The organism is Variovorax sp. (assembly GCF_965279555.1).
Lineage (GTDB): Bacteria > Pseudomonadota > Gammaproteobacteria > Burkholderiales > Burkholderiaceae_C > Variovorax.
The window spans coordinates 692,810-713,514 of sequence record NZ_OZ257247.1 but is presented as its reverse complement, the minus strand read 5'-3'; the positions used below and the strand labels follow the sequence as shown (position 1 = coordinate 713,514).

General features: G+C 62.2%; 31 protein-coding genes. 15 read left to right on the top strand and 16 right to left on the bottom strand.

All coding sequences use genetic code 11. The features are described 5' to 3' along the window. Positions 1-186: 186 nt before the first annotated feature. The 11 genes from ACQY8B_RS03575 to ACQY8B_RS03525 form a co-directional block, all read right to left on the bottom strand. Complete coding sequence (locus ACQY8B_RS03575) at positions 187-2,352, bottom strand: hypothetical protein (RefSeq protein WP_422085437.1); 2,166 nt, start codon at positions 2,350-2,352, stop codon at positions 187-189. Between the two features lie 185 nt (positions 2,353-2,537). Further along, on the bottom strand, positions 2,538-3,023 hold the full coding sequence (locus ACQY8B_RS03570; protein ID WP_422085436.1) for a hypothetical protein: 486 nt from the start codon (positions 3,021-3,023) through the stop codon (positions 2,538-2,540). A gap of 130 nt (positions 3,024-3,153) precedes the next feature. Next, the gene (locus ACQY8B_RS03565; protein ID WP_422085435.1) at positions 3,154-3,666 is read right to left on the bottom strand and encodes a hypothetical protein; all 513 of its coding nucleotides are present in this window, start codon (positions 3,664-3,666) and stop codon (positions 3,154-3,156) included. Further along, positions 3,663-4,388: a phage antirepressor KilAC domain-containing protein gene (locus ACQY8B_RS03560; RefSeq protein ID WP_422085434.1), complete on the bottom strand. Its 726-nt coding sequence runs from the start codon at positions 4,386-4,388 to the stop codon at positions 3,663-3,665. The genes ACQY8B_RS03565 and ACQY8B_RS03560 overlap by 4 nt, the downstream gene beginning before the upstream one ends. Then, positions 4,385-4,840, bottom strand: coding sequence for a hypothetical protein (locus ACQY8B_RS03555; protein WP_422085433.1), 456 nt, complete (start codon positions 4,838-4,840; stop codon positions 4,385-4,387). Before ACQY8B_RS03555 ends, ACQY8B_RS03560 begins: the two co-directional genes overlap by 4 nt. 133 nt (positions 4,841-4,973) lie before the next feature. Further along, entirely contained in the window at positions 4,974-5,561 is a 588-nt protein-coding gene (locus ACQY8B_RS03550; RefSeq protein ID WP_422085432.1) for a hypothetical protein, read from the bottom strand. A 9-nt stretch (positions 5,562-5,570) separates the two neighbouring features. After that, positions 5,571-5,804, bottom strand: a complete 234-nt coding sequence (locus ACQY8B_RS03545; protein ID WP_422085431.1) for a helix-turn-helix transcriptional regulator — start codon at positions 5,802-5,804, stop codon at positions 5,571-5,573. A 95-nt stretch (positions 5,805-5,899) separates the two neighbouring features. Next, complete coding sequence (locus ACQY8B_RS03540) at positions 5,900-6,754, bottom strand: hypothetical protein (protein WP_422085430.1); 855 nt, start codon at positions 6,752-6,754, stop codon at positions 5,900-5,902. Between the two features lie 457 nt (positions 6,755-7,211). Beyond that, positions 7,212-7,688, bottom strand: a complete 477-nt coding sequence (locus tag ACQY8B_RS03535; RefSeq protein WP_422085429.1) for a hypothetical protein — start codon at positions 7,686-7,688, stop codon at positions 7,212-7,214. Then, positions 7,681-8,034 carry a hypothetical protein gene (locus tag ACQY8B_RS03530; protein ID WP_422085428.1) on the bottom strand — a complete coding sequence of 118 codons (354 nt, stop codon included), beginning with the start codon at positions 8,032-8,034 and terminating at the stop codon, positions 7,681-7,683. Before ACQY8B_RS03530 ends, ACQY8B_RS03535 begins: the two co-directional genes overlap by 8 nt. A gap of 128 nt (positions 8,035-8,162) precedes the next feature. Further along, a complete protein-coding gene (locus ACQY8B_RS03525) occupies positions 8,163-8,711 on the bottom strand; it encodes a hypothetical protein (protein ID WP_422085427.1) in 549 nt (182 codons plus the stop codon). Between the two features lie 101 nt (positions 8,712-8,812). Between ACQY8B_RS03525 and ACQY8B_RS03520 the strand changes: the two genes are divergently transcribed. The 3 genes from ACQY8B_RS03520 to ACQY8B_RS03510 all read left to right on the top strand — a co-directional run bounded on the left by ACQY8B_RS03520 (position 8,813) and on the right by ACQY8B_RS03510 (position 11,220). Then, a complete protein-coding gene (locus tag ACQY8B_RS03520) occupies positions 8,813-9,688 on the top strand; it encodes a helix-turn-helix domain-containing protein (protein ID WP_422085426.1) in 876 nt (291 codons plus the stop codon). Positions 9,689-9,752: 64 nt separating this feature from the next. Next, the gene (locus ACQY8B_RS03515) at positions 9,753-10,964 is read left to right on the top strand and encodes a hypothetical protein (RefSeq protein ID WP_422085425.1); all 1,212 of its coding nucleotides are present in this window, start codon (positions 9,753-9,755) and stop codon (positions 10,962-10,964) included. 100 nt (positions 10,965-11,064) lie between these two features. Next, positions 11,065-11,220: a helix-turn-helix transcriptional regulator gene (locus tag ACQY8B_RS03510; RefSeq protein ID WP_422085424.1), complete on the top strand. Its 156-nt coding sequence runs from the start codon at positions 11,065-11,067 to the stop codon at positions 11,218-11,220. Positions 11,221-11,340: 120 nt separating this feature from the next. On the opposite strand, the gene ACQY8B_RS03505 is transcribed toward ACQY8B_RS03510, so the two are convergent. The 3 genes from ACQY8B_RS03505 to ACQY8B_RS03495 are packed head-to-tail and all read right to left on the bottom strand — an operon-like array spanning position 11,341 to position 12,210. Further along, the gene (locus ACQY8B_RS03505; RefSeq protein WP_422085423.1) at positions 11,341-11,598 is read right to left on the bottom strand and encodes a hypothetical protein; all 258 of its coding nucleotides are present in this window, start codon (positions 11,596-11,598) and stop codon (positions 11,341-11,343) included. A gap of 39 nt (positions 11,599-11,637) precedes the next feature. After that, positions 11,638-11,877 (bottom strand): hypothetical protein, encoded by a 240-nt coding sequence (locus ACQY8B_RS03500; protein ID WP_422085422.1) that lies wholly within the window; start codon positions 11,875-11,877, stop codon positions 11,638-11,640. 9 nt (positions 11,878-11,886) lie between these two features. Then, positions 11,887-12,210 carry a hypothetical protein gene (locus ACQY8B_RS03495; protein ID WP_422085421.1) on the bottom strand — a complete coding sequence of 108 codons (324 nt, stop codon included), beginning with the start codon at positions 12,208-12,210 and terminating at the stop codon, positions 11,887-11,889. A 77-nt stretch (positions 12,211-12,287) separates the two neighbouring features. Between ACQY8B_RS03495 and ACQY8B_RS03490 the strand changes: the two genes are divergently transcribed. Next, a complete protein-coding gene (locus ACQY8B_RS03490) occupies positions 12,288-12,530 on the top strand; it encodes a hypothetical protein (RefSeq protein WP_422085420.1) in 243 nt (80 codons plus the stop codon). Between the two features lie 2 nt (positions 12,531-12,532). Then, positions 12,533-13,024, top strand: a complete 492-nt coding sequence (locus ACQY8B_RS03485; protein ID WP_422085419.1) for a YjcQ family protein — start codon at positions 12,533-12,535, stop codon at positions 13,022-13,024. Positions 13,025-13,040: 16 nt separating this feature from the next. On the opposite strand, the gene ACQY8B_RS03480 is transcribed toward ACQY8B_RS03485, so the two are convergent. Both ACQY8B_RS03480 and ACQY8B_RS03475 read right to left on the bottom strand, forming a co-directional pair. Continuing rightward, positions 13,041-13,283 (bottom strand): excisionase, encoded by a 243-nt coding sequence (locus ACQY8B_RS03480; RefSeq protein ID WP_422085418.1) that lies wholly within the window; start codon positions 13,281-13,283, stop codon positions 13,041-13,043. 2 nt (positions 13,284-13,285) lie between these two features. Next, a complete protein-coding gene (locus tag ACQY8B_RS03475; RefSeq protein WP_422085417.1) occupies positions 13,286-14,503 on the bottom strand; it encodes a tyrosine-type recombinase/integrase in 1,218 nt (405 codons plus the stop codon). Positions 14,504-14,830: 327 nt separating this feature from the next. Here ACQY8B_RS03475 and ACQY8B_RS03470 point away from each other — a divergent pair, with 327 nt between their 5' ends. The 10 genes from ACQY8B_RS03470 to ACQY8B_RS03425 all read left to right on the top strand — a co-directional run bounded on the left by ACQY8B_RS03470 (position 14,831) and on the right by ACQY8B_RS03425 (position 20,519). Beyond that, positions 14,831-16,060, top strand: coding sequence for a tyrosine-type recombinase/integrase (locus tag ACQY8B_RS03470; protein ID WP_422085416.1), 1,230 nt, complete (start codon positions 14,831-14,833; stop codon positions 16,058-16,060). 452 nt (positions 16,061-16,512) lie between these two features. Continuing rightward, positions 16,513-16,692: a hypothetical protein gene (locus ACQY8B_RS03465; protein WP_422085415.1), complete on the top strand. Its 180-nt coding sequence runs from the start codon at positions 16,513-16,515 to the stop codon at positions 16,690-16,692. A gap of 131 nt (positions 16,693-16,823) precedes the next feature. After that, positions 16,824-17,393 carry a hypothetical protein gene (locus ACQY8B_RS03460; RefSeq protein ID WP_422085414.1) on the top strand — a complete coding sequence of 190 codons (570 nt, stop codon included), beginning with the start codon at positions 16,824-16,826 and terminating at the stop codon, positions 17,391-17,393. Between the two features lie 107 nt (positions 17,394-17,500). Continuing rightward, complete coding sequence (locus ACQY8B_RS03455) at positions 17,501-18,289, top strand: hypothetical protein (RefSeq protein WP_428744999.1); 789 nt, start codon at positions 17,501-17,503, stop codon at positions 18,287-18,289. A 98-nt stretch (positions 18,290-18,387) separates the two neighbouring features. Continuing rightward, the gene (locus ACQY8B_RS03450) at positions 18,388-18,597 is read left to right on the top strand and encodes a helix-turn-helix transcriptional regulator (protein WP_422085412.1); all 210 of its coding nucleotides are present in this window, start codon (positions 18,388-18,390) and stop codon (positions 18,595-18,597) included. Beyond that, complete coding sequence (locus ACQY8B_RS03445; protein WP_422085411.1) at positions 18,594-18,788, top strand: hypothetical protein; 195 nt, start codon at positions 18,594-18,596, stop codon at positions 18,786-18,788. Before ACQY8B_RS03450 ends, ACQY8B_RS03445 begins: the two co-directional genes overlap by 4 nt. Then, positions 18,785-19,630: a helix-turn-helix domain-containing protein gene (locus tag ACQY8B_RS03440; RefSeq protein WP_422085410.1), complete on the top strand. Its 846-nt coding sequence runs from the start codon at positions 18,785-18,787 to the stop codon at positions 19,628-19,630. The genes ACQY8B_RS03445 and ACQY8B_RS03440 overlap by 4 nt, the downstream gene beginning before the upstream one ends. Then, positions 19,627-19,863, top strand: a complete 237-nt coding sequence (locus ACQY8B_RS03435; protein WP_422085409.1) for a hypothetical protein — start codon at positions 19,627-19,629, stop codon at positions 19,861-19,863. Before ACQY8B_RS03440 ends, ACQY8B_RS03435 begins: the two co-directional genes overlap by 4 nt. 147 nt (positions 19,864-20,010) lie before the next feature. Beyond that, on the top strand, positions 20,011-20,259 hold the full coding sequence (locus ACQY8B_RS03430; RefSeq protein WP_422085408.1) for a hypothetical protein: 249 nt from the start codon (positions 20,011-20,013) through the stop codon (positions 20,257-20,259). After that, positions 20,256-20,519 carry a hypothetical protein gene (locus ACQY8B_RS03425; RefSeq protein WP_422085407.1) on the top strand — a complete coding sequence of 88 codons (264 nt, stop codon included), beginning with the start codon at positions 20,256-20,258 and terminating at the stop codon, positions 20,517-20,519. Before ACQY8B_RS03430 ends, ACQY8B_RS03425 begins: the two co-directional genes overlap by 4 nt. Positions 20,520-20,705: the final 186 nt, after the last annotated feature.

Here is a 20,705-nt window from a genome sequence, read left to right as displayed (position 1 = left end):
ACGAATCGGTGGCTGGTGCAGAAGCTGGGGCCGCGCTTGCTGGCTGCCCAACCTCAGGGTATTGATCCCACCAGTTGCCAGGAGGCGAGCCGGCAACGGGTGCGGCCGCGGCTTGCGCGGCGGGTGCAGGTGCTGGCGCGCCACCTCCACCAACGACAGGGTATTGATCCCACCAGTTTTCGGCCATTACGGCTTCCTCCGAATAGAGCCGTCGGGCGCCCTGAAGGTGGTGCCCGAAGATAGTTTTTCGATGTCTCCTGCGCTGCTCACTGCCGGCAGGTACTTCTCGTTCAGCGAGCGCACGGTTTGCAGCGCGGCAAGGCGCTGCTCGCGCGGGATGGTCGCGTCACCGATCTGGCCGGCCATCTCACGATAGAGCTGCACATCCTTGTCGGATTGCGGACCGCTCATCTTCGGCATCTTGGAGATCAGCGCGCCCTGCAATGCACTCAGCTGCGCGGTGGCAATCGCACCCTCGGTCGAGACTCCGAAGGCCTGCGCTGCCTTGTCGGTCGCCGCGCCCGCCAGGCTGTTCGTGGCCCTTCCGAGGAGCGGCGTGGCTTGGTCGATGATGCCGAAAATGTCCTGCGTGTCCTTGCCCTGCTGAGCGCCCTCTTTGCTCTGGCGCAGGTCAGCGGGGCCACCTGGGATGGCCTCGAGGTTGCCGGCAGTCGTTCGGCGATAGCCCTCCGGCGGCTTGTTCCCTGCGACCTCACGACCCTGCATTGCAGCGATGGCCTCGGTGGCCGCACGGCGCTGTTCTGGCGTGCCGCTCAGCACTTGGTCCTGAAGCGTTGCGAGCCGTGTTTTCTGCGCCTGCTCTGCCGCAGCGCCGACGGCTGCACGGTCATCTCGACGCGCGTCGATGGCAAGGCGCTGCTGATCGAGCGCATTGGCTTGTTGCTGGCGCGCATCCGCGACGCGAGCTCGAACCCCCAGCCCCTGCTCGGCGATGAGCGCGCGCTGTGTTTCGCCCGACTCGCGAACGCCGAGGGCCGCCTGTCCTGCGCGCTGCTCCATGGGTGCTTGTGTCGCGCCGAGCTGCGCCGCGAACACCTGCGCGCCGTTGCGGCCCGGGGGCGCGCCACGAGCAACCAGAGTGCGCAACGCGGCGCCGTCGTTGAAGTCGGCATTGCGGTTCGCACCGCCGTTGTCGATGATCGCGAGGCCCCCCTGCGGCACCGTAGCGTTGGACGCCTGGAACCGTGCCAGTCGCACGCTGGTATCTTCGGCACCCCCAAGCGGCCCCGTGGCTGCTGGGGAGGCGCTCACGCTCTCACCCGAATAGCTGTTCCCGTTGCGCGTCACGCCCAGCGGCAGGTTTGATGCCGCTGGCGTGGGTGGAGTTGCGCCGAACCCCGTCATCGCATCGACCAGCGGCTCCGCTACCGGCCCGGCGGCCGCGGCTGCAGATGCTGCAGGGGCCGGCACCGTGTACACCTCGCGCCCGGTTGGAATCTGACTCGCGCCCGGTGCCCCCGGCGGCGGGACCGTGGTGGTCATCATCTGCGGCGCGAGGGCGGCGGCAGCCGATGCGGGTCCAGCCATTGCTGCTCGTCGGCGCAGTTCCTCCTCAGTCACTACGCCTCCGTCCGCAAAGGCCGGGCGGCCGTGTCGAAAGACGCCGAGGCCGGTCGGCTGGTGCGTCGCCGCGATCGTCGCCTGCACGTTGCGGGGGCCCAGCGCTCGAACCGTGTCGGCCGGCAATACTGCCTCACCATGAGACAACATCGCGGGAATGGAATCGCTTGTGCCGGTTCCAGGGCCCCGCACGACGCCACCGTCTCGAAAGGCCTGAACCTGGTCAGGTCGTTGCACGGGCGCCGGCAGAGGCGCGGGAGTAGGCGCTGCAGGCTGAGCTTGAGCGGCCGCAGGTTGCGGCTGCTGCATCTGGCCCCCGCCCACGAAGAACTGCTGCGTCGGCGAGACGCCAGCTGGAGGCGGTGCGACCGGTGAGGCGGGCAACGGCGGTACCGTCGGCGGACGCGAGACACCCAGAGGAGCAGGAGCAACTGGCGGCGTCATAGGGCGCACGCCAAGACCTGGCGCAGGTTCGCCGCGCAGGGCGGCAATCTGAGCGTTTGTGTCGGCGAGGCTGCCCAGCGCGTTCGGCCGGCCAACGCCGGTGGCCGGATTGAAAGCGGGCGTCGCAGCGGGAGTCGGTGTTCCCGTCGTCAAGGCCTGCTGCGGCGGCGCTGGTGCGGCACCGGAGGAAATGGTGCTGAAGGTACCGGCAGGCGCAGCGCCATTGATCGAGACTTGGCCGGACACGTTGCCGCCGGAATAGCTGTTGCCGGTGCGATTGACCACGCCCAGTTGGGGTGGTGCGGGGTTGTAAAGGTCGTTTGCCATTGGGGAACCTTTCAGAGGTAATGGCTCATTTTTGAAGGGGTGGGTGCGAAGACACGAACCGCATGGGGTGGAGCCCTGCGGCGACGATCGCCGTGCGTCGGACAGGCCGGATCACGCGCTCCGCTGCGAACTCGGGTGCGAACCTGAGCGCGAACCACTGCGCACCGGGCAATGCTGGAAAGCGACTAGCCATTGCCCTGCACCACGGAAAGATCCGGCGCGCCCTTGATCGCACCGTGAGGAGGCTTCATCGGCTGCGCACGTACTTCGTCCTTCTCGCGAAAGCGCTGCTGCCTCAGGTCGGCGATCTGATCCGCCAGGTCACGGCCAGCAGCAAGCGCATGGAACTGACCAGCTGCACCGGCGATGGAGGCCGCTAGCATGCGTTCCTCTTCCGGAGTCAGCGTGAGCATGTCATCGCCGGCCTCGATCTTCACCCAGCCTCCCTGCATGCGAGTGACCGAAATGGCACGAGGCGGGGGCATCACCTCAACTGGCTCGTAGACGCCAGGCAAGATTCGACGCACGACTCCCTCTTCAAACAGCCGCTTCAGATGGTCATCGACGACACCATAGCTCTGACCGGTGATCTCTTTGACGGCGATTCGCGTGACGACGCGACCGGCAGCGTGCAACTCTCCAACCACTTGAAGTATTCGCTCACGGCTCATGCCGATGGCCTTCGTACTCGCCCGAGGCTGGGGCTGGGGCTGGGGCTGCGGGAGCAAACTCCAAGGCGATGGGGATTCGTGATCCGGTGCTGAGGTCATGGTTCTCCGTATTCGGGCTCGGACAACCGGATCAGACCTGGATCTGACCCTGCGTGCCAGCCTCGGCGGGTGGTGCAGTACGCGCGCGGTCCGCGGACCCACCGCGTACCGGGCTGCGTACCTGATCGCTAGCTTCCGCGACAGCGCTGGCCGGCCGAGCAGATGCAGCCCCGCCCTGCAGTTCTTCCAGGTCCGCAAGGAACTCGTCCGCGAGCTCGCATGTGGCGAAGGAGTACTGCTTGGTGAATTCGTCGTCCACGAATTGGTCGATGTGTTCGCCCAAGAGGTCGATGCGCTCTTGCAGCTTGCGCAGCCGGCGCGCCAGCATGGCCACGGCGCCCAGGGAAGACGCAGAAGAAGGCAGCAGCCCGAAGTGCTCGGCAAGCATGCGCACCTGCCAGCGGTGGATCGCGATTCGGTCGACGTCGCCGCCGCCACCGCTCTGCTGCAAGATCACGAGGTCCTCGCTGTGGCTTACTTCGATGCGCAGATCAGGGAGCTCTGCGATCAGGCCATCGTCATCATCAATCGGACGGCTGCTCATGCGATCTCCTTCGCGCTGAGCATTTCGGCCAGCTTGGTCAGCCCCTTGGCCGTCACGCGCACCTGCTCCGCGGCCTTCGTGCTGCCGTCGGATCGCTCCACCGTCGAGACCTTGTGCTCGAGGTATCCGACCTGGATGCGGCTCTGGTAGCCGATGAACCCCGAACCGCCGGCGCGACGATAGATCCACTGCTGCTCTTGCAACCAGCGAAAAAGCCACTTCGGCTGCACCTGCAGGTGCTTTGCAGCATCCGTCACGCACATGGAGCCTTCCGACATCGCGAGGCGATGGAGCGCTTCGATCTTCGGCTCCATGACGGACACCTGTGACTGCAGCGCGATCACCTTCTCGGTGTACCCGAGAAGCACCTGCCGCAGCTGAGCCGGGTCCGCGAGGTTCACGGAATAGCTGCCGGCCCTGCGGATGCTGGGCAGCACCTCTTCGAACACCCAGCGTTCGAAGCGCTCGGCCGCCGGAAGTTTGCTGTTCACGATCAGACGCAACACGTCGGGCTCGGAGATGACCCGCAGATCCTGCATTCCACCGCCCGTGTGAAGGGGGCGGCGTTTCACCGCTCCCTTGCAATGCTGTTGAATCGCATCGTTCGGGCGGGCGTAACCCAGCGCTTCTGCGACATCCTTGCCGACGAAGTACGGCTCGCCGTCGATCTCGAGCGCGCGAACACTGGCGCCCTCGAAGTTGTAAGGGGTGATGTTGGTCATTGCTCCGATCCTTCGGCAAAGAGGCCGCCAGGGCTGTTGCTGGGTTGAGATGCGGCGGGCTGCGCGGCGGCAGGTTCATTGGAGGGGCCGAAACCGGTGCACAGGAACGTCAGGAAGCCGCTCAGCTCCTTCGCGCGGTGGATCTCGGGCTCGAGGTCCTCATGGCCACAGCCATGCGTCACCTCGATGCTTCTGAGCAAAGCGATCGCCATCTCAGAACACCGAAGAACCGCACGCTGCAGCTCACGCGGGTCGCCCACGGGGGTCGTGCTTCCCGCGGCCCCCATGGCGGCAACGATGCCCAGCTGCTCGGCAAGCCAGCACACATGCAGGTCCTGCAGCTCGACTTGGTGGATCGTGCCGCCAAATTCCTGCTTCAGCAAAACCTCGCGGCCCTCCGCTTGTGATCCTCGGAGCTCGATCTCCAAGCCGTGAATCGTGTGGCTGGTCATGCTCGGGCTCCTTCCTTGCTGGCCGGAAAGGCAGTCGTGCAACGCTTACCCTGGCAACATGCAATGGTGTTCGATAGTCGAAGCGGAGCGTTTTTTTGCAATCGACCACAGAAAATCGTCGCAAACCCAGCGTTCATGCGGGTTCCGAGATGATTGAGGCCTTTTTCGTCCGCTTCGATGGTCGAACCGGAGAATCGGCCACGTGTTCGATAGTCGAATCGGAGAACGGCCTCTCCGCTTCGATAGTCGAAGCACTCCGGTTCGATAGTCGAACCTTCGATGCAATTTTTGGCGGCTCTGACCGAAGCGCCGCACGAGCCTCCGCCATCGACGTGAAGCGCTGCCAATCGTTCGTCGCCGCGCCAGCCAACACACCCGCCTTCTTGAGTTCGAATGTGGGCTCGTCCGTGAAGCGGTACAGGCTGCAGAGCTTCCCACCGTTCGCAATGCCACCCTGGCGAGTCTTCTCGATGAAGCCCAGAAGTTCCAGCCGGCGCAGCGCCGAGGCGAGCGTCGAGCTGCTCGAGATGCCCGCATGCTTGAGCTCGGCCAGCGTGGCGTTGATGTCGCCATTGTTCGTGCGTCCGAGCTTGCGTCGCAGGGAGAGGTACACCCGCACATCCGCATGCGTCAGCACTCGCCATGCCGGGCTGTCGAGGAGCGCCCAGTAGAGCCGCACATGACCGCCGCGCGGATCGGCCGGAGCTTTGGTTCGTGCCATTTACTGCACTCACTTCGCCGACTCCAGCCAGGCAGTGACGTCTCCCGCCCTGAATCTCGTGCAGCGAGTGCCGAGCTTGATCGGCTCCGGGAAGGCCTTCTCCCGGATACGGGTGTAGATCGTCGACCTACTGAGCCCAGTCAGAGCTTGAACGGTCGAGAAGCGCAGCAGCGCTGCAGGGTTGTTCGCAGACTCCAGCGGCTGGGCTGGCTGGGTTGTGCGAGGTGATGCGGTGATTGGCATTTGCGGCCCCTTGTGTTGGTGCCGCTATTGCATCGGTCTGTCCTTGAGAAGATCAACCTGGCACCTTGGACCAAAATGTCCGAGGGCGCCACTTCCTAGGGTGACGCGTAAGCAATCTCCCCATCCTTGAGCAATGCCAGCCACGTCTTGTCAAACGTGGCCTCAGACATGGTGTTTGATTCGACGCAAAGTGCCCGCATCGCCTCCTTCTTAGCCGTCGACATGTTGCCGTTTTTGTAGGCAGGTAGCGCTTTCGGATCGAGATTGCGGGCAGTTAGAGCTCTCAACAAATTCTGCCTGTGCGCTGTCATGGCTCCAACCTTACGAACTTTGGATACCTCGGCGGATTGGGGCCTCAAGAGATGAAGGACCATAGCCTTGCGCCACCGCGCGAACTCAGACTTGGCCAACCGCTCGGCCTCTTTGGCTTCGGACAAAAGGTGTGCGACAGAATCTTTTGCGCGTTGCCTTCTTGCGATGCTTTCATCTCGCGAAACCTGCTGGTCAAACACTCCTTCGCGCGTGTTCGCAAGCCCGTTCTGGAGCTCGTACAACTCTCTAAGGGTTGGGGCCCTTTGCTGAAGTTCGATATCCAGCTTTCCCACGTTCATCTCAGCATCTCGGTACGCGGCATACGCCGCCCGCAGCGCTTCACGAGGCATCCCTGCGTTCGCTCCGAGGTTTGCTAAGAGTCCTTCGTCAGGCCCGCTTGCCCAGTCGCCATAGATCGATGGCAGCATTGCTCCAACACCGTTCAGCATGAAAGCAGTCAGTTCCGGGGCGGTGAATGGAATTGGAAGATTTGGTACCTCTAACGCGTCAGGAGCGTTCTCCAACCCTTCAAATTCGCTTGCCGGATGCCACAGCAGATCGTCGTGGCTTTGATCGAAGCGCCGATAGTCTTCAGACACGCGGACACCGTCAGCCGAAAACTCGACGGAATCTTTCATGTAAGGGCCAAAAATCACATCGACGGTCGATCTTGGATATCTCTTCACTGCGCACCCCTTCCGGCGCCCTTCATGGGAAGCCTCAGCAGGCGGGCGAAGGATTCCCGCTCTTCGGCCCGTCGGCCTAGCTGAGGCAAAACACTGGCGCCCGTCGGTGCCGCGATCAATGGTGCCATGCCTGGCCTAGGGTAATAACAGGGTCCGCGGCGTACAGCAGCCATGATTGGCGTCCAGCCCGCCACTACTCTGGCCGGCCATCCGAACAGGCTTCCACCCCATGCGGAGCCGATGTGCGTCGAGTAGCGGTCGGTAGTGCGCTTCTGCGGCCGCCTCGTCGTCGCCATAGTCGGCCACCACGATGCCGTCAACGCAAACCCAATACGGCGCACCGAAGCTCCGGCCGAGCTTCACTGGCGTGCCGTCACGCTTCGTGGCTGTCGATCCCACTGCGAAAGGTTTAAGCATGGCGCACCCCCGATCGCGCTGTCACCGAAGACGTGGCCATCTGAGCGATGAAAGCTTCGTTGGAGATCCGCAGCTCCTCTGCAACACTGACCAGATCGCTCCGGCAACTCTCAAGGCTCTCCTCAAGCAACGGACGAAAGTTCCAGTTCTTCACAGCCGCTGCAAGCGAGTCGCACACGACGCTGAGGAAGCCAACGGCGGCGCCCGTCTTGTCAATGCGGTTGGCGCTGCGCGGCGCCGCAATGACCTGCACCGCAGCCTCCACCGCGCAGCGAATGACCTCCGCGGGATTGCAACCGCCCAAATCGTCGCGCTCCGCAGCTTGCAGGAGCTCCCATGCGACTTTGATTCCAGTCAAGTGGCCGTCCATGTACGCCTCAGCCGGCACGTCGAACAGGTCCATGTCCGAAAGGTGCGGGCCGCTGGTCTGGAAGCTGAGAGCAGGATAGAGGCGAGTGCGCTCAGCCATTGTTCACCTCTCGGGCAGCGATGATGGAAGTCATGTCCCAGTCCATGCGCGGCTTGGGCGTGATGAATGCGCCGCGGCTTCTGGCTTCGGTACGGGCCATCAACCGGCTATCGCAATAGTCACGCAGCACCTCGAGCCATTCGATAGTGTGCGGATACTCATTGAGATGCTTGAGCAAGTCGCGCTTGATGTTCAGCACCGACTCGCCGGCGGCAATGGGCCTTATGCAGAACTGCCCCCTCTCATCGTCGATGCCGATGAGGAGGGCTCGAGCGCCCTCGGGCAGGCCTGTGATGGTGAGCGGGCTGGGCGCGGTGGCACCTTGCCCGATAATGTGAGTAGCCATGATGTGCGTTTCCTTCCAAGGTTGCACGTTGCGGTTAGAACGGCTGCAGGGATCCAACCCCCTGTGGCCGTTCGATTTTGGTCAGCATGCATCTCGGCTGACCAGCGAGGTCATCTACACGGCCGACCTCAGATCAGCGAATGCTTGCGACGCAAGTGCTCGTCGAGGTCGGCAATACGTGCCTGATAAACATCGCGCTTTCGAGGCGGAATGTCGTCCACATTGCTATCGATCTCCCATCGGACGCCTTCGGCCAGTGCCATCTGATACAGCGCGTGCCCATTTACCTCAACCCGATGACCACCTGGATACACCACCTCCAGAACCCCACCGTGGTCCTCAGGGTCGGACAGGTCACCGAGCGGCAATACCCGCACCCCTGTCATCACATGAGTCAGGGGTCCTCGGGAATCCAGATTGCTGAAGTACTGCGGCAATTGCCGCATTGCATTGATGTATCGAGTTGCAAGGTTCATGGCGCTTTCCAGATTGATTTCGTCGAGATATACAGCCAGAGATAACTGAGATCGGAGCCACTCTGCTCCACCAAGTTCGTCCAACTTGGCGCGCAATTCGGCTGGTAGTAGAAGCTTGTAAGGTCTGGCGTCGTCGGAGATCGGCTTTCGCCCTTGACCTCTACCTGCGCCTCCTCGACCGATGAGTTCGTTGGGTGACATGACTTCATTGTGCATTTGATTTGATGGGCCATCAATCAATCGTTATGAGTACAAACATCATCTTGCAAAAAATTGATTTTTAGGCCATGCATTCAAACAACATGTTTTCCACATTGGACGTCATCGATTCCGAGCAATGCGCCGAGCTACTTCGCTGCACCTCCGACCAGGTGGAAGAGCTCGCGCGCGCCGGAGAGATCCCGGGCCTGAAGCTGGGCCGTGGCTGGATCTTCGTGTACGCCGACTTGCTTCTTTTCCTCTCCGAGAAGGCGCGGGAAGAGGCCCACGAGCGACGCATGAAGCACCAGCCGCACGCGCCGCAGCCGATGGCAAAGCCGCGCCGCCAGACGCCGCCGGTGCTGCCGACCCTTCCAGTTGTGGCCACCCACCCTACTGGTCCAAGCCTGCAGGAAGCGTTGGCACCGCCAGCACCGGTCCGGCGAGCGCTGGCCACCGCCGATCCGCCTCCGTTCCATCAGCAACGTCTGTATGTCTCTGTCGCTGAAGCTGCACGGATGCTATCGATCGGGAAATCGACTTTCTGGCGCGAGGTAAAGGCAGGCAACCTTCCTGCACCCGTGAAACTTGCAGGCTTGTCTCGCTGGCGGATCGAAGACTTGCAGCAATGGGTGGCAGGGCTGCCCAAAGCCCTGAATCTCGCTTCCGCTCCTGGAGCTCCGTCCCGCCAGGCCGATTCAGCACCGGAACCTAGTCTCATGCCGCCGCACTCGGCAGCTTCGGATAAAGATCAAGTGATCGAGGAGTACTCCCACGCCGGCATGACGATTCAGATCTGTCGCGACGCTGGGCTCAGCAAGCGTCCAACGTACTACGCGGTAGTCATCAATCCAGCGACGAAGACTCGGAGCGGAAGCCCAGTTGACGGTAGCTCGTATGCGGAACTCAGGGCTGCAGCGGCAGTTCGAGCCGAGCGGAAAGCCTTCTTGTGGCAGAAGCGAACGCAAAGGTCCAAGTAGTGCGCCCCCCGACCGGATAGCCATCCGGATATGGCAGAGTGACCTGGCCCATCTGGAGGTTTGCATGGCTCACACGTTCCAACGCGAGGCACTGTACGAAGAGGTCTGGTCGACGCCCCTGTCGACGCTTGGTCCAAGGTACGGCCTATCAGACAACGGCATCCGCAAGATCTGCAAGGTCCTGAATATTCCGCTACCGCGGGCCGGGCATTGGGCCAAGCTCGCTGCCGGGCATTCCGTCGTTCAAGAGCCGCTCCCTGCTGACGCGGAGCGCACATCGTTCGTGAGCTACCCACCCGAGGCGCGGGAGCACGTCGACCCGACCGATCAAACTTGGTTGAAAGATCGACTGGCGTTCGAGGAACAGCCGGAGAATCGCATCACGGTAGACCTTGAGCCGACGCATTGGCACAAGGCAATTGCACCGCTGAGAAAGACGCTCGAGGCCGCCGTGCACAAGCGCCGGAAGGCCGTAGAGGAGCGCGATCGCGCAGCGGCCAAGCGAGCAAAGCAGGTGCGTCCGGGAGTCAATCTCGACCACTTCAAATTCAGCTGGCTCGCGGGCGGCCTGCTCGGCGAACCGATGCCGACCTGCTTCCGGGTCTCCGAATTGACGGGCACTCGAGCGCTCGCGATTGCGAACGCAGCATTCCTCGCCGCCGAGGAGCGGGGCTGTGTCGTCGTCATGAGTTCGGGAAAGCTCAGCCTGTCGCTGAACGGCGCGTCCTTTCTCATGTCGATCCGAGAGCGCCAAGATTTCGACATCGTCGACAGCAACCCGGCCTACCCGATCTTCGGCAAGGAGAAGAGATACAGACCGACCGATCATCTAGCGTTGGTCGTATCGCGCAGCCCCCTCGGCGACTTCAAGCTCGCGGAAGATGGTGGCCTGCGCCTGGAGGCTCAGATCAACGGTCTGTTCTGTCGCCTCTACCGGACCGTGGTGCTCTCCAGGGAACGCAAGAAGGAATTTCTGGCTGAACACGAGCGCCGGCTCGCGGGCGAAGCGCGCGCCGAGGCCCTGGCACGTGAACGCGCGATCGAAGCGGCGGCCAGAGCAGCGGAGGCAGCACGTCGAGAGGAGTTGATCGGCGAGACAGCACGGTGGCATCAGGCCCAGCAGATCCGGGACTACGTCAAGGCCATAGCTGCCGAGCAACTCGACGGCAAGCCGGCGCAGCATGAGCGAGTGCGATGGAACGCCTGGGCACTCAGTGTGGCCGACGAGATCTGCCCGTTAGCGGCGAGGCTGAAATCGTTCGACATTGAGATGTGATTTCGCGCGAGGCAGTTCGCGATGAACATTCGGCCACTTTTCTTGGACAAGACCAGCGTGGCCACGATGCTCACGCTGTCGGAAACGACCGTAGAGGCTGGTGCGCGAAGGCGCGTTTCCGAAGCCGCGGGTCCTGTCGGGTCGGCGTGTCGGGTGGCTGCTGCGCGAAGTCGAAGAGTGGGCAGAGAGTCGACCAGTGTCGGCTCTGTTGCCGCCCAAGAACAGCGGCTACCGCAAGATCGGCGTGGCTCGCTGATACGCGAGCTTCTAGGCGCCGGACAGGCAGGCATACGCTGCTGCTAGCCATGAGCGGCGAGACCCTCGTGCTGTCGGCCCAGCCGATCTGGGTACGCGACGTTGCGATGGCCCTAGCAATTCAAGGAGCCGCATGATGTCCCGATCGAAGGTTCCAGCGCGCCCCCACATCCGTAATCGCGGCAATCACGGCAGGGGTTTCGTATGCAGTACCGGGCAAGTGCATCGTCCAATTGGCACCACCGATGATCGGAGGCCGAAGTGCAATTGGAAGTCCGACGGCGTACAAGGGATCGTCCTCGACGAATTCAGGGTGCATACGCACCAAGCGCTCGACTTCCGCTTGTATTTCTGCCGCTTCCTTCAGTTTGTAAGGCATGGCTCTCTCCTCGTTGTAGAGGCCGCAGTATCGCGCGGCTCATTCATCGAGGTCGAACTGCATCTGCAGTGTTCGAATGATCTGCGCAATGTCGGCCCGGTGCGTGCCGCGGTCGCTCACAACGCGCACCGTCCAGTTGGGGCCGTCTTCTTCCTGCGCCAAGCCGATGACGCCGCCCCGGTGTACGTCGGTCTGCTGGCCTCGAAGGCCCGGCAGGGCTTCGATGCGCTGTACCAGCATCTGCTGGAGTTGTTTAGCGGTGCGGGTGGGCTTGGGCATTTGATTGGCCTACTTCTTCAGCGAATCCTTCCACTGCCACCAGGCTTGGTTGTGTGCCTCTGTGATGCTGCGATACGTCTCACCGTCACTCGGAAGAGATTCGAGGCCAGGACGTTCGATCGATTGAATCGTGACCGCCTCCCCGTCCTGATGCATCACCACACAGGCGCTATGCCCATCCCACAGCATTTCAAGTCGAACCACGTTCGGCTCAGTTTTCTCCATCTCGCTTCCCCAATAGTTACGAGCCGCATTTTGAACTTCCTCGACACCTCCCCCCCCGACCGCGTTCGCGCGGTGCAGATTGAGCGCTTGGAGATGGCAGTCGAGCATCTGGCCTCCTACATGGTCGAGTTGTTCCCTGAGCGCACCGGACCTAAGATGCCGGCTACAAAACGCGAGGAGACAGCATGGCAATGATCAAGATTCAGCTCGGCCCCGACGAAGAGGCAGAGGACATCCCAGGCATGCGTGCGATGCCAGATGAGGGTTACGCGAACTGGATCGATGGTGAATTGTTCTTCTTCGACCACCATGAAAACCTGCGTGCGGTGCACGGCGAATATCCGATCGCCACGACCTCGGCCCAGGTGCGCATGCTCATCAAGTACCTTGAGAAAATCGAGGCACGCATGAAAGAGGCGGAGGCCTGAGCATGGAGGTCGACCGTACCCTCCAGCGCGAAATTCTGGAGCGCTTGCGAGAAGCCTACCCATCCCAGGTTCGTACCAAGGCCCTTGTGCCAGTGGACCAGGATCCTCTCCGGGACAAGCAGTTCGCGGGAACCATCATGTACCTTGAGGAGCACGGTTTGCTGAAGGGCGGCGTGATCGTCAGCACCAACGGTCAGTTCGCATGGTCAGCGTCGAAGATCACTGCCGCGGGCCTCGACTTCCTCGAGGATGACGGCGGCCTAACCGCGATTCTCGGCGCGGTAACGGTGAAGCTTCACGCCGACACGATCCGCGAACTGATGCTGGCCAAGGTCGACGCAGCACCGCTGCCATCAGCAGAGAAATCTGCCCTCAAGAAAGCGATCTCGACTCTATCGGGTGAGGCACTGAAGGAGATCGCAAAGAAGCTGGTGACGGCGGGCATGGACAGCGCGCCCGACGCGATCGCATTCCTCAAGGGCCTACTTCACTAAGCGTCATCTTGCTTCTTCACCGCTCTGCATCGGTTCCGAGCGCCCACGCCTCGTACCCCTTCATGTCGATCAGCACGCGGCCATCGCGCTTCACCCATTGGCGCCCCTCAAGCCAGACGCTCTTGGCGATCTTGGTGCGAATGGCTCCGGGGGTGAATCCGGTCATGGCCGCGGCCAGGTCAATCGTCACGAAGCGCGCGAAAACGATTTGCGTGGCCGGCGCAACGATGGCAACGTCAGTGGTGGTGCGGCCACTCACCGCTACGCAGCCTTGAACGCCAAGATCTTCGCTCCCCGACGCAACTCGTCGAGATGGTCAGCCCACTCTTGCATCATCTTCCGGCGCTGCGGGAGGTACGTGGCGAAGTTGTAGGCCGCGCTCACCTCGTCGCGCTCCTGGTGCGCAAGTTGGAGCTCGATGATGTCGTGTCGATGCCCTCGCTCGTGCAGGATCGTCGACGCGATGCCGCGGAACCCGTGACCGGTCATGCGGCCGGCGTAACCCATTCGCTTGAGCGCGCCCAGGATAGTGCCGTTGGACATCGGTTTATCGTGGTCGCGCTCGCCGGGAAATAGCAGACCGCTCAAGCCGCGGAGCTCGTGAATCGCGCCAAGGACTTCCACAGCTTGAGCCGAAAGCGGCACGATGTGTGGCGTCTTCATCTTCATTCGCTCCGCTGGAATGCGCCACTCGGCCGCCTCGAGGTCGAACTCCTCCCAGCGCGCGCCGATCAGTTCCCCGGTGCGCACGAAGGTGAGCGCCATCAGCTTTAGGGACAGCCTGGTCACGGGCGTGCCCTGGTATGCCTCGATCTTGCGGAGAAGTTCGGGTAGCTCCTTGGGCTCGATGCGCGCGAAGTGTCCCTTGCTGCGTGGTTTGAGGGCGTCGGAGGGCTTTACGTCGCTCGCAGGGTTGCGCTCGATGATCCCGTGCGCGATGCCGTACCTGAAGATCTGGCTGCAGGTCTGCCATGCGCGCTTTGCGATGTCGACGGCACCCCGAGCCTCGATCTTCTTAGCCACCGCGAGCAGTTGCGGCGCCGTAATGGTCGCGATCGGCCTGCGCCCCAGATCGGGAAACACGTCGGCCTCCAGTCTGGTGAGCACGTAGCCGGCGTGCCGTTCGGACTTGCCAGCCTTCCAGTGCTCGTGCCAGGCCCGGGCGACCGCCTCGAAGGTGTTGCCGACGCTGACCCGCGCGCTGAGCTTCGCGTCGGCCTTAGTCTGGGCTGGATCGGAACCGCCCTTCAAGACCAGCCGCGCGTCGTCGCGGGCGCGCCGCGCCTGCGCCAGGGTCACCTCGGGGTAGATGCCAACCGCCAGCCGCTTCTCTTTGCCGTTGAAGCGGTACTTCCAGCGCCAGAGCTTGCTGCCCGTGGCAGTGGCCTCGAGGTACAGGCCGCCGCTGTCGGTGAAGCGTTGATACGTCCGGCCGCTGGCGCATTTCGCGTTTTTGCAGGCGGTGTCTGTGAGAGGCATCTGGGGGCATTTCCGAGGAGGACCCGCGCGAACCGCGGTTTATGCCCCCAACTGTGCCCCCGATTTGTGCCGGCTGTCAAAAGACGTCGCCGGACAACCGCGCACAAAAAAGCCCCGTCTAGCGGGGCTTAGCTGCTGATTCCAGGCCGTCGGCGGCCAGTGGCGGAATCATTTTTGGAGGAGAGGGAGTCCCCGGAAAACGACTCCAAAACAATCCGACGCAATCCATAAAAAGGCCATCCTCCCTCGAAGATTGGCTGTTTCCCTATCCCAATGACTCCAATACACTCCACCACAATCTAGATTTTTTTGTGGGAGTAGTTGGCGATGCCAAAGAAGGCCGTTGAGCTTGGGGCTCTCCAGGTGGGACGCCTCAAAGAACCGGGCAGGTATGCCGTCGGCGGTGTCGCCGGCCTGCAGCTCCTCATCAGCGACACCGGGGCTCGGTCCTGGGTGCTGCGCACGATGGTGGGGGGCAAGCGCAAAGACATGGGGCTCGGCGGCTTCCCCGATGTCACGCTGGCCGGCGCTAGGGAGGCAGCACGCCGGCTCCGCGGCCAGGTGGCCGACGGGGTGGACCCTGTAGCCAAGCGCAGAGACGATCGAGCCCGTCTCGCGGCTGACAGAGCCCAGGCCAAGAACTTTTCACAGTGCTCGGCCGCATTCTTCGAGGACAAAAGCGAAGAGTGGCGCAGCGACAAGCATCGCCAGCAGTGGGTCAACAGCCTCAAGAACCATGCCGATCCGATCATTGGGGAGCTGTACGTGCGCGACATCACCCTGACGCACGTCCTCGACGTGGTGAAACCACTGTGGCGCGACAAGACCGAGACGGCCACCCGCGTGCGTGGCCGCATCGAGGCGGTACTCGATTGGGCCACCGTTCGGGGATACCGCACAGGTGAGAACCCGGCCCGTTGGAAAGGCCACCTTGAGCAGCTGCTGCCCAAACCTGGCAAGGTCTCGAAGGTCAAGCACTTTGCTGCCGTGGATGTGGATGCTGTGTCGGGATTCACATCCGCGCTGCGCCAGGTAGGAGGCATGGGGGCTCGTGCGTTGGAGTTCGCCATCCTGACGGCTGCGCGTTCTGGCGAGGTGCGCGGGGCTCTGTGGTCAGAGATCGACCTCCAGGCCGCTCAATGGGTCATTCCCGCCGAGCGCATGAAGGGCAAGAAGGAGCATCGGGTGCCCCTCTCAACGCAGGCCGTCAAGCTGCTGGAGGCCCTCCCCCGCTTCGACAAGGTCGACCTGGTGTTTCCCGGGACAAAGAATCAGATGCTCAGCGACATGACGCTCTCCGCCGTGATGCGCCGCATGAAGGTCGACGCCGTGCCCCATGGCTTCCGCAGCACCTTCCGTGACTGGGCAGCCGAGCGGACCAACTTCCCGCGCGACCTGGCCGAGATGGCGCTCGCGCACGTCATCGAGTCGAAGGTGGAGGCCGCCTACCGCCGGGGCGACATGCTCGCCAAGCGCCTGAAGATGATGCAGGCCTGGGCCGACTACTGCGACACGATCCCGAAGGCCGGCAACGTGGTGCCGTTTAAGGCTGCCTAAGACTTCCCCTCAGTTTTGAGGAGAAGTGGCCGGGGCTCAGATGAACCAACTGTGGATCATGCATCCCCCAGCGGGTAACACCCTGCATTGCAGGAGGTTGCCTCAGTTTGAGGAGACCTCCCCAGTTTTGGGGGATGTGTCCAGCTTTGTACGCATGTAGCCGGGGCTCGGGTTATCCCCCGGTGGGGGTGCATCCAAAACTGGATACATCCTCAGATTGAGGGTGTGTCCACAGCCTGTGGAGACCCACATCGGCGGACTTTCCCGCCGATCCTCCTCAACCTGAGGAACACCGTCCGCCCTCAATCTGAGGATGGGCTCAAAACTGAGCAATCTCAACTTCCACCATTGGCGGAAGTCTCTCGCCGGGGCTCGTTCCACGCGAAACCCGTAAGGGTTTGTGGCTACAAATATTCATTGCACCAGATCGAATAAGTAGCTACATTAACCCCATGGAATCACAAAACCCACCCAGCAAAAAGCGCCCGGGGCGTCCATCGCTGGACCCGTCACAAGCCACGGTGCCCATTCAGATCCGGCTTACCGCAGACCAGCGCGACAAGCTGGGCAAGCTCGGCGGCGCTCCATGGGTGCGCGAGAAGATCGATAAGGCCAAGTTGCCGAAGGAATGACGCCGCGCCTCAGGGCGTCGGTTCCTGCACCGCAGGGACCGAATCTGAGGCACAAAAGCGAACGGCCAGGGTGGTGGAACACCCCGGCCGCTCTAACCGCAACGTGCAAACCGTGGAAGGAACCGCACATCATGGCTACTGAGCAGTTTACAAAGGTTACGCGCGACGCGCCCGTCAAGAAATCCAAGGCTCCGCAAAAGAGCAATCAGGCACAAGCGCTGCGCCGCGCTTTGTATGCTCCCGCAGGAGAAGATCTGGTGAAAGTGCCGGTACTCAGGACGCCATACAAGAAGGCTCCGGCGGTAGATCCGCACCTCGTTCCGGAGACCGTTACCTCCGAGATCGTGAGCATCGGAGACGTGTCGTTGCCGCCAATCCTGCGGGGGATTCAGCGAGGCCAGGGGCTCGGTGGTGAGCCCAAGGATTACAGCGTAAAAGTGGTGTGGGCCAGCCGTCGCCAGATCGACGCAGTGCTGCATGCAATCGAGCAAGAGCACCCCGAAACGCGCACCGTCATGGAGGTTGTGCGGTCGTTTCTTTGCAACCTCGACACGATGCGCTCGGAAGCCTCGCTTCAAGCCAGCAGTGCCGCCAGCAGCCTGCGTTGCGACCCTCCGAAGATCGACCAGGCCCTGGCAAGCCTCAACGCCATCAGCGGCATGTGTGGGCGCTGGAACGATGAACGCCGGTTGCACCTGTAGAGAAGATCCGGCCGCGCTATAACCGAATTGCCGCGCCTAGGCTGATCCCCGAAAACCCGTGAACCTGACGGGCTGGCGCGGCTCCTTTTCAGGTGCGTGAGGTACGCATGGAATCCCCAGATCTGTCGGCTTGGAAGCTGATACACGTCATGACGCTGCGCGAGGCCGCTTGCCTAATCGCCGGCATCGATCCTGCAAGTCCGACAGTCGAGCAGGCGACCAACTACCCGAAAGCCATGGTGATAGAGCGAGCCATGATGGACGCGATCGAACGGGCAAACCAATGGGCGTGGCTCTCGTTGGACGACAAACTCCCGGAGGAGATGCCTCCGAGTGATGGTTTCTGGAGCACTGGTGTGTCAAGGCCGGGAGACTACCTGCCCTCGTTTGAACTGCTGCAGGAAATGGCGGCCATCTTCCGCGAGCCGGCAGAGTGGCAAATCACGACGATCCCAGACCCGGAATATCGCGCGACGCTGCAGGTTCAGCAAATAGAGACGTGGCTTGCCGGCAATGGACTGACCTCGGCTTTTCAATTCGCTCCGCACCAGGAAATCACAGCGACGACGTTGGAAAACAATTTTGCATCGCAACAGCATGCCAAGCCATCACCGTACCCGGCCGGGATGCATCGTCAGATCGAAGAGGCGCCGTCTTCAGCAAAGACGCCAGCGGTTGATCGAGTGCTGGGAACCCGAGAGCGAAACAACCTCCACGCGATCATCGGTGTGTTGTGCACGGGGCTCGACTTCGACTTGAGCTTGGCGGCCTATGCCTCCGGTGTCGCCAAGAAGGTGACTGCGCTCGCAGACGCTCAGGGCGTGGTCATCAGTGAGAGCACGATCGAGAGCCATCTCAAGCTCGTTGCGGATGCGATCGCGCGAAAGAAAGCCTAGTTTTTTGGGTAACTGCCCAAAATCGCCTGGCAGTTAACTAACTCTGATGGTCATGAAATTCACCATCGCTGTCATCCAAACCAATGCGGATGACAGCGATGCAAATTCACAAGCAACAGCCCCTCAAACCTGTATGGATCAATGGCCCCCGCCTGCGTGAGCGCTGGGGCATCTCCAACAGCACTTTCTACGCCCACCTGCGCAAGGGGGTGATCCCGGCGCCTGAGTACCCGTTCGGCACTGCAATGCCCTACTGGCGCATGGAGACGGTCGAGCAGTTCGAAGACTCCAAGAAGGCGGCCGCATGAAGACGCCGGCCTCCGACTTCCCCACACTGCAGGCCAAGGCCGCACTGCACGGTTTCGAATGCACGATGACCAAGGCCGGCAAAATCGTGATGTCGCGCCGCGGCGGCGCTTGGATTTTCGGCACGCTGCCTGAGGCATCCACCTGGCTCAGCCTTTCCATCGGCGAGGTTCCTAAGGGGCAGCCTGCGTGAGCAACGAGGTGACCGCCCTATGCAGGCCCGTGCGGCTCACGCCGGCACAGAAGGCCGTGCTGATGTGCCTTGCTGACCGCTGCGATGACTCGGGGCTTGCATGGCCTTCGGTGCCCGGCATAAGCGAGTGGACGTGCCTACAGCGCACCGCGGTCATCGAAGCCTTGAAGGCGTTGGACGGTCTGGGGCTCGTGTCGATCGAGCGCAGCCGAGGCCGAAACAACCGCTGCCGCATCGCTGTGGACAAGTTGAAGACTTATCCACAGAAAAGCGATAACCACTCCGCCAAACGGACCCGTCCGGCAAACGGACTGGTCCGGGAGACGGACCACACCCGTCCGGGAAACGGACTGGTACCCGTCCGGCAAACGGACTACACCCGTCCGGCAAACGGACCCAAAGCATCAATAAGCACCATGAAAGCATCAGAGAAGCATCAGGCATCGCGCAAGCGCGATCCGGCACCATGCCCGGAAGATGTCCCTCAAGCCCTGATGGCCGACTACCTCAAGGTTCGCGTGGCCAAGAAGGCCGGGCCGCTGACAGCCACTGCACTGGCAGGCCTGCGGCGCGAGGCAAGCAAGGCGGGCATTAGCCTGGAGGCCGCGATAACCGCCTGCTGCGAGTTCGGATGGCAGGGCTTCAATGCAGATTGGTACGCCCAGCGCCGGCCACTCGAGGCAGCCAGCACGATGGCGGCACACGATCCCGACTCACAGTCCGCCGTCGAGGCCGAGGGTGAGCGCTTGGGGCTCGGTAGGTGGTCCCAGACGGAGCAATGGGCCGCGTACAAGGCTCGTGTTCGCCAAGCGCAGAGGCCGGGGCTCGGGGGTTCAGCATGACCGACATAGCCCTGGGGCTCGCATTCGCCCGGTACCTGGCCAACCCCTGCACCAAGACGATTGACGCCGTGCTGGTGGCGCTGGAGGCCCGCACTGACCTGCCCATCAGCATCGAGGAGACGCGCAAGGCGCTGACCGATGGCATTGCCCAGGTCAAGGCGTTGACGGCCTCCACGCCCTCCGCAAAGGCCTCCAACCTGATGCAGCGCCTCCTCTCTAAGGGCATTAAATGAGAGGAATTCTCATCAACCAGCCGGGGGCGGGGCAAAAGTTGAAAACCCTCTTTCCTCCTGACCCGGCGCTTAGGTCTTCTTTAACGCAAACCCACAACTTGCCGCCATGTTTTTGCACCATTTCGGCACTTCCAAAAGGATAGCAACATGACGAAAACGCATCAATCAAACGTTGTGCGCGCGCATTCGCTCGCGCGCGCAACGGTCAAGGATAGTCCCAGGCCTTTGCCCAACTCAATCAAGAGCCAGATCAACCGCCTTGCGCATGCGGCCGGGCTCCGCCACGAGACCACCACCCGCCAGTCCCTGATCGATGACCTACAGCGCTTGGCATCGGCCGGCGCAGACCTGAAAACCCTCGAAAACCACCTCGAAAACCTCGAAAGCACCTCATGAACAACTTCATTCCCACCGCCGACGCCGCCACCCTTTCCCAACGCTGCGCCGCGTCGCTGCGCGCGAACGGCGAGCTGATGGCGTGCATGCTGCAAGACCTGCCGAAGGACAAGCTCGACACCATCGAACGTCTGCTGGCCGGCGGCGGAAGCGTCGGCATCGAAACGCTGGTGGACCATCGCGCCGTCAACACCGTGGCGCTGGTCGGTATCGAGCGCGAAGGCTCGCGCCAGGTGTTCGCCACCGTCAAGACGCTCTGATTTCTGGCACTTCCGTTGCCGGTGTGCCATACTCGCGCCTGAACCGCGCGAAGTGATTCACCAGAGGCTTAAGTGCCTCGGTGCGATGCCGTGAACCATGGAGCGAATTTCGGTTTCTTTCCTGGGGTCGGTGCGAGGCCGGTGACGGAATGCGATCAAGCCGCTGGATTTTTCCAGTCACTTAAC

Bases quoted from the DNA above. Each gene is read 5' to 3' on its own strand.
- ACQY8B_RS03540 (WP_422085430.1), bottom strand. From the start codon at position 6,754: ATGAAAGATTCCGTCGAGTTTTCGGCTGACGGTGTCCGCGTGTCTGAA.
- ACQY8B_RS03515 (WP_422085425.1), top strand. From the start codon at position 9,753: ATGGCTCACACGTTCCAACGCGAGGCACTGTACGAAGAGGTCTGGTCG.
- ACQY8B_RS03535 (WP_422085429.1), bottom strand. From the start codon at position 7,688: ATGGCTGAGCGCACTCGCCTCTATCCTGCTCTCAGCTTCCAGACCAGC.
- ACQY8B_RS03435 (WP_422085409.1), top strand. From the start codon at position 19,627: ATGACCGACATAGCCCTGGGGCTCGCATTCGCCCGGTACCTGGCCAAC.
- ACQY8B_RS03495 (WP_422085421.1), bottom strand. From the start codon at position 12,210: ATGCTCGACTGCCATCTCCAAGCGCTCAATCTGCACCGCGCGAACGCG.
- ACQY8B_RS03430 (WP_422085408.1), top strand. From the start codon at position 20,011: ATGACGAAAACGCATCAATCAAACGTTGTGCGCGCGCATTCGCTCGCG.
- ACQY8B_RS03575 (WP_422085437.1), bottom strand. From the start codon at position 2,352: ATGGCAAACGACCTTTACAACCCCGCACCACCCCAACTGGGCGTGGTC.
- ACQY8B_RS03560 (WP_422085434.1), bottom strand. From the start codon at position 4,388: ATGACCAACATCACCCCTTACAACTTCGAGGGCGCCAGTGTTCGCGCG.
- ACQY8B_RS03485 (WP_422085419.1), top strand. From the start codon at position 12,533: ATGGAGGTCGACCGTACCCTCCAGCGCGAAATTCTGGAGCGCTTGCGA.
- ACQY8B_RS03445 (WP_422085411.1), top strand. From the start codon at position 18,594: ATGAAGACGCCGGCCTCCGACTTCCCCACACTGCAGGCCAAGGCCGCA.
- ACQY8B_RS03490 (WP_422085420.1), top strand. From the start codon at position 12,288: ATGGCAATGATCAAGATTCAGCTCGGCCCCGACGAAGAGGCAGAGGAC.
- ACQY8B_RS03520 (WP_422085426.1), top strand. From the start codon at position 8,813: ATGTTTTCCACATTGGACGTCATCGATTCCGAGCAATGCGCCGAGCTA.
- ACQY8B_RS03550 (WP_422085432.1), bottom strand. From the start codon at position 5,561: ATGGCACGAACCAAAGCTCCGGCCGATCCGCGCGGCGGTCATGTGCGG.
- ACQY8B_RS03460 (WP_422085414.1), top strand. From the start codon at position 16,824: ATGGCTACTGAGCAGTTTACAAAGGTTACGCGCGACGCGCCCGTCAAG.
- ACQY8B_RS03545 (WP_422085431.1), bottom strand. From the start codon at position 5,804: ATGCCAATCACCGCATCACCTCGCACAACCCAGCCAGCCCAGCCGCTG.
- ACQY8B_RS03450 (WP_422085412.1), top strand. From the start codon at position 18,388: ATGCAAATTCACAAGCAACAGCCCCTCAAACCTGTATGGATCAATGGC.
- ACQY8B_RS03565 (WP_422085435.1), bottom strand. From the start codon at position 3,666: ATGAGCAGCCGTCCGATTGATGATGACGATGGCCTGATCGCAGAGCTC.
- ACQY8B_RS03525 (WP_422085427.1), bottom strand. From the start codon at position 8,711: ATGTCACCCAACGAACTCATCGGTCGAGGAGGCGCAGGTAGAGGTCAA.
- ACQY8B_RS03475 (WP_422085417.1), bottom strand. From the start codon at position 14,503: ATGCCTCTCACAGACACCGCCTGCAAAAACGCGAAATGCGCCAGCGGC.
- ACQY8B_RS03455 (WP_428744999.1), top strand. From the start codon at position 17,501: ATGGAATCCCCAGATCTGTCGGCTTGGAAGCTGATACACGTCATGACG.
- ACQY8B_RS03500 (WP_422085422.1), bottom strand. From the start codon at position 11,877: ATGCCCAAGCCCACCCGCACCGCTAAACAACTCCAGCAGATGCTGGTA.
- ACQY8B_RS03530 (WP_422085428.1), bottom strand. From the start codon at position 8,034: ATGGCTACTCACATTATCGGGCAAGGTGCCACCGCGCCCAGCCCGCTC.
- ACQY8B_RS03465 (WP_422085415.1), top strand. From the start codon at position 16,513: ATGGAATCACAAAACCCACCCAGCAAAAAGCGCCCGGGGCGTCCATCG.
- ACQY8B_RS03505 (WP_422085423.1), bottom strand. From the start codon at position 11,598: ATGCCTTACAAACTGAAGGAAGCGGCAGAAATACAAGCGGAAGTCGAG.
- ACQY8B_RS03425 (WP_422085407.1), top strand. From the start codon at position 20,256: ATGAACAACTTCATTCCCACCGCCGACGCCGCCACCCTTTCCCAACGC.
- ACQY8B_RS03470 (WP_422085416.1), top strand. From the start codon at position 14,831: ATGCCAAAGAAGGCCGTTGAGCTTGGGGCTCTCCAGGTGGGACGCCTC.
- ACQY8B_RS03555 (WP_422085433.1), bottom strand. From the start codon at position 4,840: ATGACCAGCCACACGATTCACGGCTTGGAGATCGAGCTCCGAGGATCA.
- ACQY8B_RS03570 (WP_422085436.1), bottom strand. From the start codon at position 3,023: ATGAGCCGTGAGCGAATACTTCAAGTGGTTGGAGAGTTGCACGCTGCC.